Below are 17088 nucleotides of genomic sequence, written 5' to 3' on the forward strand. Positions count from 1 at the left end.
TGCGTGGCGAGGCGTGGGGACGCCTCGGACATTCGTGACATAGGGGAAGAGCGGGTAGGCATGAGGGCGTTTGACGCACGGTCAGTTGCGCTGCCTGACACCAGACGGCCGGCTGCGGCACATGACGCAAAAGTGACGCCCGGCACGTACAACCCTGATGGGGGTGAACGTGTCCAACTGGCGTGGCAGAGGTTCTCGACTTCCAAGCGGCGACCCGCGGTACGGCTCTACGGCCGCCCCGCCCGTCGCTCCGACCCCGCATGCCCGGCGCGCCCGGCGGCATGCCGGTGATCGCGCCCATGCCCGCAGCGCGGCCCGCCCGCATACCGAATCAGCGTGACGGCGCCGACTACGCCGAGGACACAGCGGCGGCCGGTACGACCGTCGACCACCTCACCGAGACCTACCGCGCGCACTACCGCTCGCTGCTGGGTCTCGCCGCCCTCCTGCTCGACGACACCGCCTCCTGCGAGGACGTCGTCCAGGAGGCCTTCATCCGCGTGCACTCGGCACGCAAACGGGTCCGCGACCCCGAGAAGACGCTCGCCTACCTGCGTCAGACGGTCGTCAATCTCTCCCGCTCCGCCTTGCGCCGCCGCATCCTGGGCCTCAAGCTCCTGTCCAAGCCGATGCCCGACATGGCGAGCGCCGAGGAGGGTGCGTACGACCAGCTGGAGCGCGACTCCCTGATCAAGGCGATGAAGGGCCTGCAGCGCCGCCAGCGCGAGGTCCTTGTGCTGCGCTACTTCGCGGACATGACCGAGGCGCAGGTCGCCGAGACGCTCGGGATATCGCTGGGCTCGGTGAAGGCGTACGGCTCCCGCGGCATCGCGGCCCTCCGTCTCGCGATGGAGGCACCGGCATGAACAAGGACGGCGAGGGACGTGATTCCCATGACCGCCATGAGCCCTTCGCATGGCACGAGCCGACGGCAACACAAATGCAAGAGCACAGGCAATCGCACGCTGGGAACGGAACTGTGAACCACGGCCCCGACGACCAGAGCCCCGAGGACGGGTTCGACTCGGACGAGCTGGCTCTGCGCAGGATGCTGCACCAGGCGGTGCAGACGGTCGAACCGCGCGACGGCACGCTGGACCACCTGCGGCGGGCCGTACCCGCACGACGGGCCCGCAAGCGGCAGGCCGTCGTCGGCATGGCGGCCGCCGCGCTGTTCATCGGCACCGCCGTCCCGGCCCTCGTGCACGTCTCCAACGCCACCGGCTCCGACGTCAACCCGTCCGTGGCCGGCCAGGCCTCTCAGGCCCAGGGCGGGGCGAGCCAGGGAAAAAACGCGGACGGCAGTGAGAGCACTGCCGGCGGCAACCCGGGCAAGTCCCCGGGCAAGGGCAAGGGCGACTCGAAGGGCGACGGCAAGGGCAAGGGCACCGGTACGGGCACGGGCAGCAGCGCCGGCACCGACCCCTCGGCCACCAGCGCCGCCAGTGCCCCCGTGTGCACGGCCGACCAGCTCGGCTCGCCCACCGACTCCGTCGCCGCCCCCGACGCCGGGGGCGCGGTCTACGGCACCTTCCGCGTCGTCAACATCTCCACCTCCGCCTGCACCGTGGGCGGCATGGGCACCGTGAGCACGCTCGCGCAGGGCGCCGCGGACGCCACCAAGATCTCCACGGCACGCCATGTGTCCGGGGACGCGGCGGCCGGTCTGCCCGCCCCTTCGACCGAGATCACCCGGCTGCAGCTGCAACCGGGCGCGGCCTACGAGGTGAAGTTCGCCTGGATCCCCTCGGAGACCTGCCCGACCACGGGCGGCACCCCCGGCGGCTCCACCGACGGCGGCTCCACCCCCAGCCCGACCCCGACCCCCGACGCCGGCAGCTCGTCCGGCGCCACCTCCACCGGCACGGACAGCGGTGTCACCACCCAGATGATGACGGCGGACGGCACGGCGGACGGCAGCGTGATCGTGTCCCACACGACTGAGGCCGGCTCCCCGACGGTCTCGGCGACGGTGTCCAACGCGTGCGCGGGGCAGGTCATCTACACCGGGGTGCTGGCCGGGGCATAGCGCCTCAGCCTTGCCCAGCCTGCGAGGCCGGGGCCTGCCGTAGCCTGCGGGCAATCGTGCCGCCTAGGGCGGCTCCCGACCCGAAGAAAGGCGGCACCCCGCAACCGCGGGCAAGTGACACCCCAAGCCGCAGCGCCGGTGCAGCCGAAACCAGGTCAGACGGCAACGCTCTCTTCCTCCGCCACCAGCCCCATCGCCGCATCCCGCGCAAACTCGGCCTCACGCCGCAGCAGCCGGAACCACATGAAGACCACGAACCCGGCGAAGACGAACCACTCGCCGGTGTAGCCGAGGTTCTGGAACGCCTTGAGGTCCAGCCCGGAGTCCGCGGGCGCCGTCGCCGGCACTGCAGTCATCCCGGCATCGGCCTTGTCCAGCGTCACCCACGCGTCGTACACGTCGTACGGCACCAGATTCACCAGCGACGCCGAGCTGATCGCCGCGGTCTGCCCGGACGGCAGGCCGCCCTGGGCGCTCACCCCGTTGTCCCCCGGCGTCTCGGACGCCTGCAGCGCACCGGTGACGGTGACCTCACCGGTCGGCGCCGCGGGCGCCTTCGCCGCGTCGGCGGCACCCGGCAGCCAGCCCCGCACCACGGGCAGCGCCTTGCCGCCGTCGGTACGCAGCAGCGTCAGGACGTAGAAACCGCGCTTGCCGTCGAGCTGCCGGTCCGGGACGAGCAGCTGCTTGCCGTACCGCCCGGTCGCGGTGGCCTGTCTGCCGGAGGTCGCCTTGTCCACGGGCAGCAGCTGCCGCAGCGGCCGGGCCGCCTCGTGCCGGTCCGTCGTGACCTGCTCGGTCGCGTCCCGGTGGGCCTGCACCCGGTCCTCGAACCGGCTCAGCTGCCACGATCCCATGAAGATGCAGAAGGGGATGGCGAGCAGCACGAAGACGTTGATCCCCCACCAACGGGGCGTCAGCAGAAACCGGTACACGCCTTCAACGGTACGGGGCGGCCGCGCAGGGCTCGGCCGCGGGGTTCGGACCATCAGGCCTTGGCGGCCCTCAGCGAGTACATCAGCGGAATGCGCGGCCGGTCCGCCGGAAGACGGAAGTAGCCGTCCCGCTGCTCGAAGGCCTCGAACCGCCGGAACAGCGAGACGTCGTGCTCGTGTAGGAACTCGATGCGCAGCCCCGCCGCGGCGAGCGCGGAGACGACCTCGCCGAGCGGGTGCGTCCACTCCACGGTCCGGTTGTGGACGGTGGCGGTGCTCTCCGCCGCGTACGTGCCGGGGAAGTCGTAGACCTGCGGCTCGCGGTCGAAGTAGTCCCGCACGACCCGCGAGCCGGTCTCGTCGTCGAGGACGTCGGTCAGCGGATGGAACTCGGCGAGATAGAGGAACCCGCCGGGCGCCACGAGTCCGGCGGCGGTCTCGGCCCAGCGCCGGATGTCGGGCAGCCAGCACAGCGCGCCGGTGCCGGTGTAGACGATGTCGTACGAGGGCTCCGGCAGTGCGGAGGCCGCGTCGTACACGTCGGAGGTGACGAACTGAGCCCGCTCGGGTCCGAGGCCGAGGCCGGCGGCGAGATCGCGGGCGGCCGCGACGGCCGGTTCGGAGAAGTCCAGGCCGACGACGCGGGCGGCGCCGTGCCGGGCCCAGGCCAGGGTGTCCGTGCCGATGTGGCACTGCAGGTGCAGCAGCGACTTGCCGGTCACGTCGCCGACCTCGGCCAGCTCGAAGGGGCGCAGGGGATCCTTGCCGGCCCGGAAGCCGTCCAGGTCGTAGTAGTCGCCGGCGGTGTGCAGCGGGACCCTCTCGTCCCAGTTGGCGCGGTTGGTCTCGCGCCAGTCGGCCGGGGCGGGGGAGGGGCTGGGAGAGGACATGAGTCGAGCTTCCTGACCTGCTTGGACGTGCGTTCGGTAAATGCGCGGTAGAAGTTATCCACAGGCTGGGGGCCCCGCCAGCGAATTGTCTGTGGGGGCAGGCACTATGGGGCCATGAGTGAGAGCAACGGGTCGGCCGCGCCGGAGCGGAACGAGGACATGCCGGACTGGGAGAAGCGCTTCAGGGCGCCGCGGGTGTCGCTGCCCGACTGGGCGGAGGACGCACCGGACCGCTCCCTGTTCGTGTCGAACGCGACGGGGACGTACGAGCTGTACGCCTGGGACCGGGCGACGGGCGGACAGCGCCAGGTCACGGACCGGCCGAACGGCACGACGGAGGGCCTGCTCACCCCCGACGGCGCCTGGGTCTGGTGGTTCGACGACAAGGACGGCGACGAGTTCGGCGTCTGGCGCAGGCAGCCCTTCGACGGCGGCGAGGACGAGCTCGCGGCGCCCGGCCTGGAGGCCTCCTACCCGGCGGGCCTGGCCCTCGCCCGGGACGGCCGCACGGCGATCGTCGGCCGCTCCACGGACGAGGACGGTACGACGATCCATCTCGCACGCGTCGGCGAGGACCCGGTGGAGATCTACCGCCACCGCGAGTCGGCGGGCGTCGGCGACCTCTCCCACGACGGTTCGCTGATCGCCATCGAGCACACGGAGCACGGCGACGCCATGCACTCCGCGCTGCGCGTCCTGCGCCCCGACGGCACGGCGGTCGCCGAACTGGACGACACCAAGGGAGGCACGGACGAGCTGGGCCTGGAGGTTCTGGGCTTCGCCCCCGTCGAGGGCGACACCCGGCTGCTCATCGGCCACCAGCGCCGCGGTCGCTGGGAGCCCCTGGTCTGGGACGTGGCGACCGGCGAGGAGACCGACCTGGCCCTGGAGCTGCCCGGCGACGTCAGCGCCGAGTGGTACCCGGACGGCACCGGCCTGCTCATCGTGCACAGCTTCGAGGCCCGCAGCGAGCTGTTCCGGTACGACCTGGCGAGCCGCGCCCTGACGGAGATCCCCACCCCGCCCGGCACGGTCTCCGGCGCGACGGCCCGCCCCGACGGCAGCGTGGAGTACCTCTGGTCCTCGGCCGCCGAGCCGTCGGCGGTCCGCTCGACCACGGGCGGGGTGGTCCTCGACCCGCCCGGCATGAAATCCCCGGGTTCGGTGCCGGTGGAGGACGTGTGGGTGGACGGCCCCGGCGGCCGTATCCACGCCCTGGTCCAGAAGCCGGCGGGCGCCACCGGCCCCTTGCCCACCGTGTTCGACATCCACGGCGGCCCCACCTGGCACGACAGCGACGCCTTCGCGGCGGGTCCGGCGGCCTGGGTCGACCACGGGTACGCGGTGATCCGCGTCAACTACCGCGGCTCCACCGGCTACGGACGCGCCTGGACCGACGCCCTCAAACACCGCGTCGGCCTCATCGAACTGGAGGACATCGAGGCGGTCCGCGCCTGGGCGGTGAACTCCGGCCTGGCGGACCCCGACCGCCTCGTCCTCACCGGCGGCTCCTGGGGCGGCTACCTCACCCTCCTCGGCCTCGGCACCCAGCCGGGCGCCTGGACGCTTGGCATCGCGGCGGTCCCGGTCGCCGACTACGTCACGGCGTACCACGACGAGATGGAGGCCCTGAAGGCCATGGACCGCACCCTCCTCGGCGGCACCCCCGAGGAGGTCCCCGAACGCTTCGAGGCCTCGTCCCCCCTGACCTACGTCGACCAGGTCAGATCCCCGGTCTACATCTCGGCCGGCGTCAACGACCCCCGCTGCCCCATCCGCCAGATCGAGAACTACGTCAAACGCCTCGAAGCCCGCGGCGTCACCCACGAGGTGTACCGCTATGACGCGGGGCACGGTTCGTTGGTGGTGGACGAGAGAATCAAGCAGGTCCGGCTGGAACTGGAGTTCGCGCAGCGGTACTTGGCGTAACTGCGAGCGGCCTCCGCAGCCTGCGGGCATTCGTGCCGCCTGGGGCGGCTCCCGACCCAAAGAAAGGCGGCACCCGGCAAGCGCCGGTAAGCGAACCCACCCCCGCCCCAGCCCCGGCGTCGGGTGCTGCTCAAGCCCCGGCCCGCTCACGGGGCCGCCGCCCCAGCAGCTCCGCCAACCCCCGCCGAGTAGCCGCCAGCACCACCCGGTCCGACCCCTTCAGAACCCGCCCGTCCGGCAGATCCCACACCAGCCCCGGCCCCCGTACGTCCTCGTACGCCTCCTCCGCCGCCGGCTCCTCCCCGCGGCCACCCCCAGCCCCCGTATCCAGCGCCAACACCCGCCAAGCCCCCGCCCGGAACGCCTCCGCAACGGTCTTCCCCTCCAGCTGCGGATGCCCGGCCACATTCATCGCGGCGAACAGCAACACCCGCCGCTCCACCGGAATCGCCCCCAGAATCTGCCGCCCCATCATCGCCCCGGCAAAGGCGGGCGCCGCCAGATGGGACACACTGCGGCTCCGCGTGGACGCACGCGGATGAGCAGCCCGCAGCGTCCGGTACACGGCGGTCGCGAAGTCGTCGTCGTACAGCCGCAGTACGACCCGCAGATCGGGCCGCACGGACCGCGCGTACAGCGCGGCCTCGAGATTCGTCGTGTCCGCGCTGGTCACCGCGAGCAGCGCATGCGCACGGTGGATCTTGGCGGCCTCCAGAACGCCTTCCTGGGTGACGTCCCCGAGCACCACAGGAACCCGCAACCGCCGCGCCGTGGCCAGCCCCCGGGCATCGGGGTCGGACTCGACGCACACCACGGGGATGTGCAGTTCCCGCAGCCTGGTCAGCACCCGCGTACCGATCTTGCCGAGCCCGAGGAGGACCACATGCCCGCCCAGCCCCCGCGGCGGCTTCCGCAGCGCGCCCGCGGTCCGGAAGGTGCCCAGCGCCTCCAGCACCGCGGCCAGCAGGACCGGCAGCAGCAGCAACCCCGTGAGCCCGGAGAGGAGTTGGAGGATCTGCCGCCCGATGGACTCCCCGATGGCCGGGTTGTCGATGGCGAAGAGATCGAGCAGCGTCAGATAGAACGCGCTCAGCGGATTCATCCCCGTCACCAGCCACAACGCCACCGCGAGCGCGACCACGCACCCGACCATACCCGCCAGCGACCACCGAAGCCGCCGGGAGAACAGCGAGGAGAGCGCCACGGCCCCGCGTGCCGGGGGCAGTTGGGGTCCGGCGTAGGACACCTGCTCCAGTACGACGGTGCCGCGGCCGGTCGCGGCGCGGACCGCCGCCGCGTCGGGCAGCAGCTCCGGCCCCTGCTCGGCGCCGCTGTCGGCACCGTCCGCGGACAGCAGTGCCAGCGTGGCCAGCCCCGGCCGGGCCAACTGCCCGACGAGCGGCGTCCGTTCCACTGCCCGCAGCAGCAGCCCGTCGGTCTGTACGACCTTGCTGGTGCCGGCGACGGCGGTGGCGGCCAGCGCGGGCGCGGCCGTGTCGGCGTCGGAGAGCACGGTGGTGGAGGTGTCGCTGCCGGCGGAGGCGCCGTCGCCGGTCGCCAACGCGGCGGCCTGGTCGAGGAGTTCCTCGATGTGCTGGCCGAGCCGACGGTTGTAGAGCCTGAGGACGAGCCGCAGCCGGGGATTGAGCCGGCGGGCGGTGAGGGCGGCGCGGATGTTGGTCTCGTCGTCGTCGTACACGAGCGCCAGGGCGGCGGCCCGCTCCACGCCCGCCGCGCCGAGCACCTCCTCGGTCGCCTCGGCGGCTTCTACGACCTGGGCGTTTGTGACGGGTTCGGCGGTGGTGCCGTTCGCCCGGCTGACGGCCGCGTTCACCATGCGGTCGAAGAGCGCCGCCGTCGTCGCCCGCGCGCGCCCGACCACCGGAGGTCGCACCCCGCGGTCGGCGGGCGGCACCACGAGCGTGACCTGTTCGCTGTACACCCCCCGCAGTTCGGCGGCCAGCCGATGCGCCAGTCCGTCGTCGCCGCACACCACCATGTGCGCCGACACCTCACCACTCGCCACACCTTGATTCGGAACGCTCCCCACGAGTGAGAAGAGTGCCTCACCGGGAGAGGTGGTTCCAGCAGCAACCGAACGCAGTCACCGAACGGTCACTGAACGAACGCCCCTTCCCCGCCGTATGGATGGGGAGGGAAACCAGCGCCCTTACGCACCACCGGAGGTACCACACCCGTGGCCATCACCAAAGCAGCCCCCACGGGGGCGGACAGCCATGAGCCGGTGGCCGGCCTTCCCGCTACCAGGTCACCCGACCCGGAACAGTCCGACCCGGAACAGTCCGACCGGAATCCGTCCGACCCGAATCCGTCCGATCCGAAACTGTCCGAGTCGAAGTCCCCCCTCGTCCTGACCATGCTCCTGCTTCTCCTGGTGCTGCTGCAGGGCCCCATCCGCGGGGCACTCTCCGCACCCGTCATGCAGAGCTGGATGACGGTGTTCGTGGCCGTGCTCGTGCAGGCGCTGCCCTTCCTCGTCCTGGGGGTGCTGCTGTCCGCGGCGATCGCGGTGTTCGTACCCGCGTCGTTCTTCGCCCGGGCGCTGCCGAAGCGGCCCGTGCTGGCGGTCCCGGTCGCCGGGCTGGCGGGCGCGGTGCTGCCGGGCTGCGAGTGCGCGTCGGTGCCGGTGGCAGGCGCGCTGGTGCGCCGGGGCGTCACCCCGGCCGCGGCCCTCGCCTTCCTCCTCTCCGCCCCGGCGATCAACCCGATCGTGCTGACGGCGACCGCGGTCGCCTTCCCCCGCAACCCGGAAATGGTCCTCGCCCGTTTCGTCGGCAGCCTGCTGGTGGCGTGCGTGATGGGCTGGCTGTGGCAACGTATCGGCCGCACCGACTGGCTGCGCCCGCCGGAGCGCCCGCACTACGAGGGCCAGAGCAAGGGGGCCGCCTTCTGGGGTTCGGTCCGGCACGACGTGATGCACGCGGGCGGCTTCCTGGTCATCGGCGCGATGGCGGCCGCGACGCTCAAGGCGGTGGCCCCGGCGAGCTGGCTGCGCACGGCGGCGGCCAACCCGCTGGTCGCGATCCTGGCCCTGGCGATCCTCGCCGTCCTGCTGTCCATCTGCTCGGAGGCGGACGCGTTCGTGGCGGCGTCGCTGACCCAGTTCTCGCTCACGGCCAAGCTGGCGTTCCTGGTCGTGGGCCCCATGATCGACCTCAAGCTGTTCGCGATGCAGGCGGGCACGTTCGGCCGGGGCTTCGCCCTGCGCTTCGCCCCCGCCACCTTCGCCCTCGCGATCGCGGGTGCGGTCCTGACCGGGGCGGTGCTGCTGTGAACCGGCAGGCGCAGGCGGCGGTCCTGTTCCTCACGGGTGCGGCCCTGCTGCACGCGGGCTTCACCAACCTGTACCTGCGGTACGTCAAGGCGGGACTGCAGCCGCTGCTGCTGTTGTCCGGCGGGGTTCTGATCGCGGCGGCGCTGGCGACGGTCTGGTACGAGTGGCGGGGGCGGAAGGAAAACCGGGGCGACGGTCACGGCCACGATCACGGCGACGGTCATGTCCACCGCGAACCCCGCGTCTCCTGGCTCCTCGTGCTCCCTCTCCTCGCCCTCATCCTGGTCGCCCCGCCGGCCCTCGGCTCCTACAGCGCCATGCGCACCGGTACGGCCCTGCAGCAGCCGTACGGCTACGACCGGCTGCCTGCGAGCGGCCCGCTCGACCTCACCGTGGTCGACTACGCGAGCCGCGCGGTCTACGACCACGGCCGGTCCATCGACGGCCGCCAGATCAAGGTCACCGGGTTCGTCGCGCTGGACCGCAGTGGCAGCCCGTACCTGGTCCGGATGGCCCTCAACTGCTGTGCCGCGGACGCCCAGCCGGTGAAGATCGCCCTGACCGGCACGATCCCGCCGGTCCTGCAACCGGACAAGTGGCTGCAGGTGACCGGTACTTACACCGCCAAGCAGACCAAGGACCCCGTCAACAACGGCCCGATCCCGTACCTCCGGGTGACGGCGGCGACCCCGGTGCCGACGCCGAAGGACCCGTACGACGAGTCCTGGAACAACTGACCCTGGATATCTGACGGTCCGTCAGTTACCGTCCCCTGCTGTACAGCCTGAACGCAGGTGAGGGAAACGGGTGAACGAAGGGGTGAGTGCAGTGGAGACGACGACACGTCCCGCCAGTCCGCAGCCGACCGGGGCTCCCCGTTGGGTCGCGCAGGTCCACCGGCCCTCCTCGGCCTCCTGGGAGGTGTGTGCGCAGTCCCCGCACCGTGCTCCGGTGGAGTACGCGCTCGGCGAGATGGCCCACACGGTGCGGGCACGCGGCGGCGACTTCGTGGTCAGCCTGTGGGGTCCGAAGGACGGTGCGTGGCAGCGCTTCGACGTGTCGACCGCGAACGCCGCGACGCCCGAGCCGCCATCCGCCGGCCCCGACGAGCCGAGCACGCTGACGGAGCGGATGAGCGGCCGGCGGCAGCAGGTGCTCCTGGCCGGGCTGAGCAAGGCAGGGCTCTACGACCTCGCACCGGACGACCATGCAGCCGTACAGGCCCTCGTCGAGCAACTCGACGAGACCACGGTGCGCAAGGTCGCCCAGTGGCTGACCGCCGGAAGGGCATGAGAATGCCCGACCGCTGGCGACGGGGGATGCACCAGCGATCGGGCTGTGGCCAAGCGTAACAAGGCCGCGGGCCCGACGGGAGTCGGCTGTTCCGCCGCGCCGCGGGGATGTGGCCGGGATCACTGGGTCGGCCCCGTTGACCAGGGGCTGTCACCAGGGCTTCCACCAGCTCGGACTATTGACCGCACGGAGGCTTGTACGAGAGCCGTGGCAGATATTCGTGCCATTTCTCCGGTGTCAGAACGCCCCGTGTGGTCGAGCAGATGTGCCGGATCGCGTCGTCCGTGTCCAGGTTCCACAGCCGTACGGTGTCGGCGCCGCTCGACACCCCCAGCAGATGGCTCCTGGGGCTGAACGCCAGGAAGTTGCCGGTCTTGGCGTTGGGGCTCATGGACTGCCCGATGGGGGCGGCCCCGGAGGGGTCGGCCACGTTCCAGAGGCGGACGGTGTTGTCGTTGCCGCCGCTGGCCAGGGTGCGGCCGTCCTGGCTGAGGGTGAGCGACACGACCGCTTCGGTGTGACCGGTCAGGGGGCTGCCGACATCGGTCGCCTCGCGGGGGTCGGTGACGTTCCACAGCCGGACCGTGTCGTCGTCGCTGCCGCTGGCCAGCGTGCGGCCGTCGGGACTGTAGACGAGGACGTTGACCGGTCCGCCGTGCCCGGTGAGCGGTGTGCCGAGGGGGGAGACACGGCGAGGGTCGGTGACGTTCCAGAACCGGATGGTGGCGTCCGCGCTGCCACTGGCGAGGGTATGGCCGTCCGGGCTGAAGACGAGGCTGTTGATGTAGCCCTTGTGACCGGTGAGCAGTGCGCCGAACCTGACGGCACGGGACGGGTCGGCGACGTTCCACAGCTGGATGGTGCGGTCGTCGTAGGGGCTCGCCAGGATGCGTCCGTCCGGGCTGAAGGCCAGCGCGTCGGTGCCCGTGAAGCGGGTCCGCATGGGGAGGGGCGCCCCGTAGGCGACCGGCCGGCTCGGGTCGGTGACGTTCCACAGGTACAGCTTCTGGCGGCCGCTCATCACGGCGAGCGTGTGGCCGTCGGGGGAGAAGGCCAGCTGGCGCTGGCCGCCGTCCGCGGGCATGAACGGTTTGCCCATGGCCACGGGCCGGCCGGGAACCTTCACGTTCCACAGCCGGATCCGCCCGTCGCGCGCGGCCATGGCGAGCACCTGCCCGTCCGGGCGGAAGGCCCCGAAGGCGCCGACCATGTCCGAGGTCGGCACCGACCACAGGCGGACCTTGCTGTCGCCGCTGCCGGTGGCGAGGGTGCGGCCGTCGGGGCTGAAGCCCACGGCGTACATCTCGCCGCTGCTGCCCGCGAGCGGCTCGCCGACCTGGGAGGGGGAAGCCGGGTCGCTGACGTTCCACAGACTCGCCGTGCTGTCCGCGCTGCCTGCCGCGAGCATGCCGCCCTTCGGGCTGAAGGCCACGGACCACACGGGACCGGTGTGGCCGGTGAGCGGCGCGCCGAGCTCGGCGGCGTGGAGCGGGTCGGTGACGTCCCAGAGCCGGATGGTGTCGTCGGCGCTGCCGCTGGCCAGGGTGTGGCCGTCCGGGCTGAACGCCACCGAGTGCACGGTGTCCGAGTGGCCCTTCAGCACCCTGTCGACCCGCTTCGGACGGTGCGGATCGGACATGTCCCACAACATGATCGTGTTGTCGTCGCCGCCTGCTGCCAGCAGCCGGCCGTCGGGGCTGAAGGCCACGGACCGCACGGCGGCGGAGTGCCCGGTCAGGGCACCGAGCGGCTTCGGCCGGCCCGGGTCGGTCATGTCCCACAGCCGTACGGTGTGGTCCTCGCCGACAGCGGCGAGCGTGCGGCCGTCCGGGCTGAAGGCGAGCAGATAGATGGTGCCGGTGTGGCCGGTCAGGGGCGTGCCGAGCGGCTTGGGGTGCGCGGGATCCCGGACGTCCCACAGCCGGACGGTGCCGTCGTCGCCGGCGGAGGCGAGGGTGTGGCCGTCCGGGCTGAAGAGCGCGGTGCTCACCCAGCTGGTGTGACCGGTGAGCGGCTTGCCCAATGGTTTCGGGTGCGAGCGGTCGCTGACGTCCCACAGCCGGACCGTGCGGTCGTAGCTGGCGGTGGCCAGGAGCTTGCCGTCCGGGCTGAACGAGGTGAGGTAGACGGCGCCGGTGTGGCCGAGCAGCGGCGTGGCCAGCGGCGCGTTCACGATCGAGACCAGCCGGTTGTTGGTGCCCGCGTCGTCCGGCCGCAGATCATGCGCGACCAGGTCCAGCTGGGCGGAGAGCGAGGGGTCGGTGTACTGGACTCGGTCGGCCTCGGCGACCACCTGCTCGAACACCGCGTCGTTGCGCTGCTGCCAGGCGAGGACCGCCGCACCGACGGCCAGGATCGACATGACGACCAGCGCGGACACCGCGCCGCGCCGCATCACGAGGGTGCGCTTGCGCAGCCTTACCGAAGCGGCCAGGAACTCCACCGCGCTGCGGGTCAGGAAGGTGTCGCCGGCGGACTTCGCCCAGGTGCGGGCCTGGGCCAGCCGCGAACCCCGATACAGCAGCGAGGAGTCGCGGTCCGAGCCCTCCCAGGCCCGGCCGTCCTCCTCCAGCTGCTGGCGCAGCAGATGGTCGTTGCGGCCCTCGTCGATCCAGTCGCGCAGCCGCGGCCATGCGGTCAGCAGCGCCTCGTGGGTGATCTCCACGGTCTCCGCGTCGAGCGTCACCAGCCGGGCGCGGACCAGCGCCTCCAGCGACTCCTCCGTCTTGCCGGGATCCGTCGACTCCTCCGCCAGCTGACGCCGGGTCCCGCGCCGGCGGGTGGCCTGGGTGTCCTCGTTCAGCCGGACCAGCCGCAGCAGCAGCAGCCGCGCGGCCGTACGCGCCGGCGGGTCGAGGCTCGACCAGGCGCGTTCGGCGGTCGCGGCCACCGCGCCCTGGATCCCGCCCGCGGCCCGGTAACCGGCCAGCGTCAGCCGCCCCGCCTTCCGCCGCTGCCAGGTGGCGAGCAGCGCGTGCGAGAGCAGCGGCAGCACCCCGGCGTCGTGCGCCCCGCGGGGCCCGTCGGCGCTCACCTCCCGGACGATCAGCTCCGCGAGACCCGGTTCGAGCTCGAGGCCCACGGCCTTGGCCGGCCCGGTCACCGCCTCGCGCAGCTCGGCCGTGCTCAGCGGCCCGAGGACCATGTGCCGGTGCTGCAGCGCGTCGGCCAGTTCGGGGTAGCCCAGGCACTGCTCGTAGAAGTCGGCGCGGATACCGAGGACCACGAGCAGGACGGCCGGGTCGTCCGGTCCGGCGGCCGAGCACGCGGCGTGCAGGACCTGGACGAACGCGTGCCTGCTCGCCTCGTCGGCGCAGAGGGTGAAGGCCTCCTCGAACTGGTCCACGATGAGGACCGGCCGCTCGCCGGAGGGCGCCTCGCGCCGGGCCCATTCGGCGACGGCACTCCGGACGGCGTGCGCGAACGCGGGAGTGCCGGGTTCCGTTGCCGCGGAGCCGTCCGCCTTGGACATGACGGCTGCCAGCTCGGGGATGCACCGGGTCAGCTCGCCGACGGGATCGGCACCCGGCACGAGCTGGACGACCGCCCTCGGCCGGCTGTCGTCGTCGCCGAGTGCGCCGTTCTGCGCGGCGGGCACCAGCCCGGCGTTGAGCAGGGACGACTTCCCCGCCCCCGAGGCACCGACGAGCATGACAAGACCACCGGTCTTCTCCGCCGTGTGCAGCTGGTCGACGAGGGCGTTGGTGCTGCGCTCCCGGCCGAAGAACCACCGGGCGTCCTGCTGCCGGTAGGAGGCCAGCCCCCGGTACGGACACACACTGGGGACGGCCGGATCCTCGACCGGAGGCCGAGCGTCCGCTTCGCCGGCCGCCGCGGGACGGTCACCGGCCGGGTCGGCCAGCGCACGCTCCCACAGCCGCTGCCACTGACCCATGTCGTACAGACCGGCGGAGACCGGCGTGGGCCGCGCGCGCCGGGCCTGAGGTACCAGGACGTGCAGCACCGCGGCGAGTGCGGCGAACTGGGCCGGCACGTTCTTGGCCCGCCGCCAGTCGCTGATGCGCTGGGCGGAGACCCGTACGGGGCGCCCGCGCTCGTCCACCCGCTGAAGCTGCACGACCGCCTCGGCCACCCGGGCGAGAGGAGGGTTGCCCGCCTCCTTGTACAGCAGAGCGAGCCGCTCCGCGAAGGCAGTACGTGCCCCTGAGTCGGAACCCAAGGCCTCCACCCCTTACTCCCCCCGCGCTCGGACATCCGGACCGGAAAACTCACTTTATACGGCTGACCTGCGATGTAAGCCTCCGGACCGGCACCGGAATCTCCTCACGGGAAGCCACAGCTGGCAGGATCACGATGCAAGGGCGAGCCCGTCGGGCACCGTCCGCGCTGGCCATCAGCTCAGCGCTCAGGAAGACAGTCCACTGCGCCGAACCTTCTCAGCCGACTTCCGCGGGAGCCATGGGACGGCGGCGCCGGACCCATCGCCTGAGCCTCCGAGATCCGCGCCGTTCGACACCGGTCCCCACGAGGGGAGGGACCGGAGCCGAACGGCGCGGAGTGCTTTTGATCACTGTGGGGTCGAGTCGCTGCGGGGTTGATCCCGCGGGGACTTTTTGATCACCGTTGACCCTCCTTTGCATCTGCTGTCACCGGCGTGACCTACGCTCCGCTCACGTCCCCGGTTCAGCAGGGGCTCTTTTTCGTTCCGGGGGGTTCGAAACCACCGTGCGCACACGCACTCTCACGGCCGCGACCGCACTCGCGGTCCTCTTCGGCTCGACGGCGCTCGCGGTCACGTCGGCCGCGCCCGCCCTGGCCGACTCCAGCACCGTCCTGCCGGTCACCTCGACCGGCGACGTCGTCGTGGACGGCGTCCACCAGCGGGTCTTCATCAGCGACCCGAAGAGCGGGAAGGTCGTCGCGACCGACTACAGCGGCACCGTCGTCGGCACGGTCGAATCGCTTCCCGGCGTCCGCGGCCTGGAGCTCTCCGCCGACTCCGGCACCCTGTACGCGGCCGCCGAGGACGCCGACGCGATCGTCGCCATCGACACCGCGACCGCCACCGAGGCCCACCGCTACCCGACGGGCGCCGGCACCCAGCCCGAATACCCGGCGCTCGCCGGCGGCAAGCTCTGGTTCGGCTACCGCGGAAACGGCAGCGGAAACTTCGGCTCGCTCGACCTGAGCGGCAGCGACCCGGTGGTCACACTCCACCAGGACACCACCAAGACCTGGAACGACGCCCCGATCCTCGGCTCCTCGACGGGCGCCCCGGACACCGTCGTCGCGGGCACCTCCGGGCAGAGCCCGAACGAGCTCGCCGTGTTCGACGTGTCCTCGGGCTCGGCGACCCGCACCGCGTACGCCTGGGACCCGGGCAGCAGCAGCGACCTCAGCGACCTCGCCGTCACCCCCGACGGCAAGGACGTCGTCACGGCCAGCGGCTCCCCGTACAAGCAGCAGGTCTTCAAGCTCTCGGACCTCTCCGACGACGGCAGCTACACCAGCAACGCCTACCCGAACGCGGTCGACATCGCCCCGGACGGCGCGGTCGCCGCGGGCACCGACTCCTCGTACGACCCGGACGTCCACATCTTCCGGCCGGGCATCTCCGCGCCGGTACGGCAGTACGACTTCCCGAACACCGGTGGCGGCAGCGGCGGCGACACCCTCGCGGCCTCGGGCCTGGCCTGGGCGCCGGACGCGAGCAAACTGTTCGCGGTGTCGTACAACGCCTCGGACGTCTACTCGCTGCGCGTCCTCGACAACCCGGCCAAGGCGGACACCACCCTCACGGCGAGCGCCCCGGCCACCGCGCCGCGCGCCAAGGCCCTGTCCGTCACGGGCAAGCTGACCTCGAACGCGGCCTTCCCGTCCGGCACCACGGTCTCCGTCCGCCGCACGGACGCCGAGTCCCCGTCCGGCAAGCTGCTCGGCACGGCGACGGTCGGCGCCGACGGCTCGTACTCCTTCGCCGACACCCCGCCGGCCGGCGGCCAGGTCGTGTACACGGTCGGCTACGCGGGCGACGAGTACCACGCGAGCGCCACCGCCACCGGCACGGTGAACGTCACGAAGACGACGACCGCCCTGACCCTGGACAACAACGGCAAGGTGTATGCGTACAACACCCAGGTGAAGTTCACGGCGCACCTGGGAGCGACGTACAGGAACCGGACCGTCGAGATCTACGCCGACCCGTACGGCGGCGACAAGCCCAACAAGCTGATCAAGTCCGGCACGGTCGATGCCTCCGGAAACCTGTCCGCGAGCGTCTACCTGACCCGCGACACCAGGCTCACGGCCAAGTTCACGGGCGACACCCGCTATGCGCCCGCGACGGTCACGAGCACGGTGGGCGCACGGGTCAGGGTCTCGACCGCACTCAGCGGCTACTACACGACCCGGACGGCGTGGAACCAGACGTACCGCTACTTCCACAAGTCCAAGGACCCCGTCTTCGACACGACGATGACGCCGTACCCGAACCGCAAGTACAGGGTCGAGGTCCAGGGTTACTACGACGGCGCCTGGCGCGGCACGCACAGCGAGTACCTCGTGCTCGGCTCGGGCGGCCGGGACACGCTCGAACTCACCGGCACCCCGCCGACGGGCGTCCGCTTCCGCATCCGCTCGTCCTACATCGACACGACGTCGGGCGACAACGTGAACTCGACGACCTACGGCACGTGGAAGTACTTCATCTTCACGAGCTGAGACCGGGCGCTTCTCGCCACACGTGTGCTCACAGAC

The 17088-nt window shown here is 71.8% G+C and carries 11 protein-coding genes; 7 read left to right on the top strand and 4 right to left on the bottom strand.

Features of this window, described 5'->3' with window-relative positions:
- Positions 1 to 260 precede the first annotated feature (260 nt).
- Complete coding sequence (locus EDD92_RS26025) at positions 261 to 866, top strand: SigE family RNA polymerase sigma factor (RefSeq protein WP_123966511.1); 606 nt, start codon at positions 261 to 263, stop codon at positions 864 to 866.
- A gap of 113 nt (positions 867 to 979) precedes the next feature.
- Positions 980 to 2029, top strand: a complete 1050-nt coding sequence (locus EDD92_RS26030) for a hypothetical protein (protein ID WP_123966512.1) — start codon at positions 980 to 982, stop codon at positions 2027 to 2029.
- A 155-nt stretch (positions 2030 to 2184) separates the two neighbouring features.
- Here the strand turns inward: EDD92_RS26030 and EDD92_RS26035 are convergent, their stop codons facing one another.
- Together EDD92_RS26035 and EDD92_RS26040 are read right to left on the bottom strand one after the other, a co-directional pair.
- A complete protein-coding gene (locus EDD92_RS26035) occupies positions 2185 to 2964 on the bottom strand; it encodes an SURF1 family protein (RefSeq protein ID WP_185124129.1) in 780 nt (259 codons plus the stop codon).
- Between the two features lie 53 nt (positions 2965 to 3017).
- Positions 3018 to 3854 (bottom strand): bifunctional 2-polyprenyl-6-hydroxyphenol methylase/3-demethylubiquinol 3-O-methyltransferase UbiG, encoded by an 837-nt coding sequence (locus EDD92_RS26040; RefSeq protein WP_123966514.1) that lies wholly within the window; start codon positions 3852 to 3854, stop codon positions 3018 to 3020.
- Positions 3855 to 3968: 114 nt separating this feature from the next.
- Between EDD92_RS26040 and EDD92_RS26045 the strand changes: the two genes are divergently transcribed.
- Complete coding sequence (locus EDD92_RS26045; protein ID WP_123966515.1) at positions 3969 to 5783, top strand: prolyl oligopeptidase family serine peptidase; 1815 nt, start codon at positions 3969 to 3971, stop codon at positions 5781 to 5783.
- 130 nt (positions 5784 to 5913) lie between these two features.
- Here EDD92_RS26045 and EDD92_RS26050 read toward each other — a convergent pair whose 3' ends face one another.
- Complete coding sequence (locus tag EDD92_RS26050; RefSeq protein ID WP_123970549.1) at positions 5914 to 7782, bottom strand: NAD-binding protein; 1869 nt, start codon at positions 7780 to 7782, stop codon at positions 5914 to 5916.
- Between the two features lie 345 nt (positions 7783 to 8127).
- Here EDD92_RS26050 and EDD92_RS26055 point away from each other — a divergent pair, with 345 nt between their 5' ends.
- From EDD92_RS26055 to EDD92_RS26065, 3 genes are all read left to right on the top strand, one after another.
- Complete coding sequence (locus tag EDD92_RS26055; protein ID WP_260327333.1) at positions 8128 to 9078, top strand: permease; 951 nt, start codon at positions 8128 to 8130, stop codon at positions 9076 to 9078.
- Complete coding sequence (locus tag EDD92_RS26060) at positions 9075 to 9815, top strand: TIGR03943 family putative permease subunit (protein WP_123966516.1); 741 nt, start codon at positions 9075 to 9077, stop codon at positions 9813 to 9815. The genes EDD92_RS26055 and EDD92_RS26060 overlap by 4 nt, the downstream gene beginning before the upstream one ends.
- 91 nt (positions 9816 to 9906) lie before the next feature.
- Entirely contained in the window at positions 9907 to 10371 is a 465-nt protein-coding gene (locus tag EDD92_RS26065) for a hypothetical protein (protein WP_260326761.1), read from the top strand.
- 175 nt (positions 10372 to 10546) lie between these two features.
- On the opposite strand, the gene EDD92_RS26070 is transcribed toward EDD92_RS26065, so the two are convergent.
- Positions 10547 to 14560, bottom strand: coding sequence for a WD40 repeat domain-containing protein (locus EDD92_RS26070; protein WP_123966518.1), 4014 nt, complete (start codon positions 14558 to 14560; stop codon positions 10547 to 10549).
- 497 nt (positions 14561 to 15057) lie between these two features.
- On the opposite strand from EDD92_RS26070, the gene EDD92_RS26075 reads away from it, so the two are divergent.
- The gene (locus tag EDD92_RS26075) at positions 15058 to 17052 is read left to right on the top strand and encodes an Ig-like domain repeat protein (RefSeq protein WP_123966519.1); all 1995 of its coding nucleotides are present in this window, start codon (positions 15058 to 15060) and stop codon (positions 17050 to 17052) included.
- Positions 17053 to 17088 lie beyond the last annotated feature (36 nt).

Origin of the sequence: Streptomyces sp. TLI_185, assembly GCF_003814765.1 — a bacterium.
Classification (GTDB): domain Bacteria; phylum Actinomycetota; class Actinomycetes; order Streptomycetales; family Streptomycetaceae; genus Streptomyces.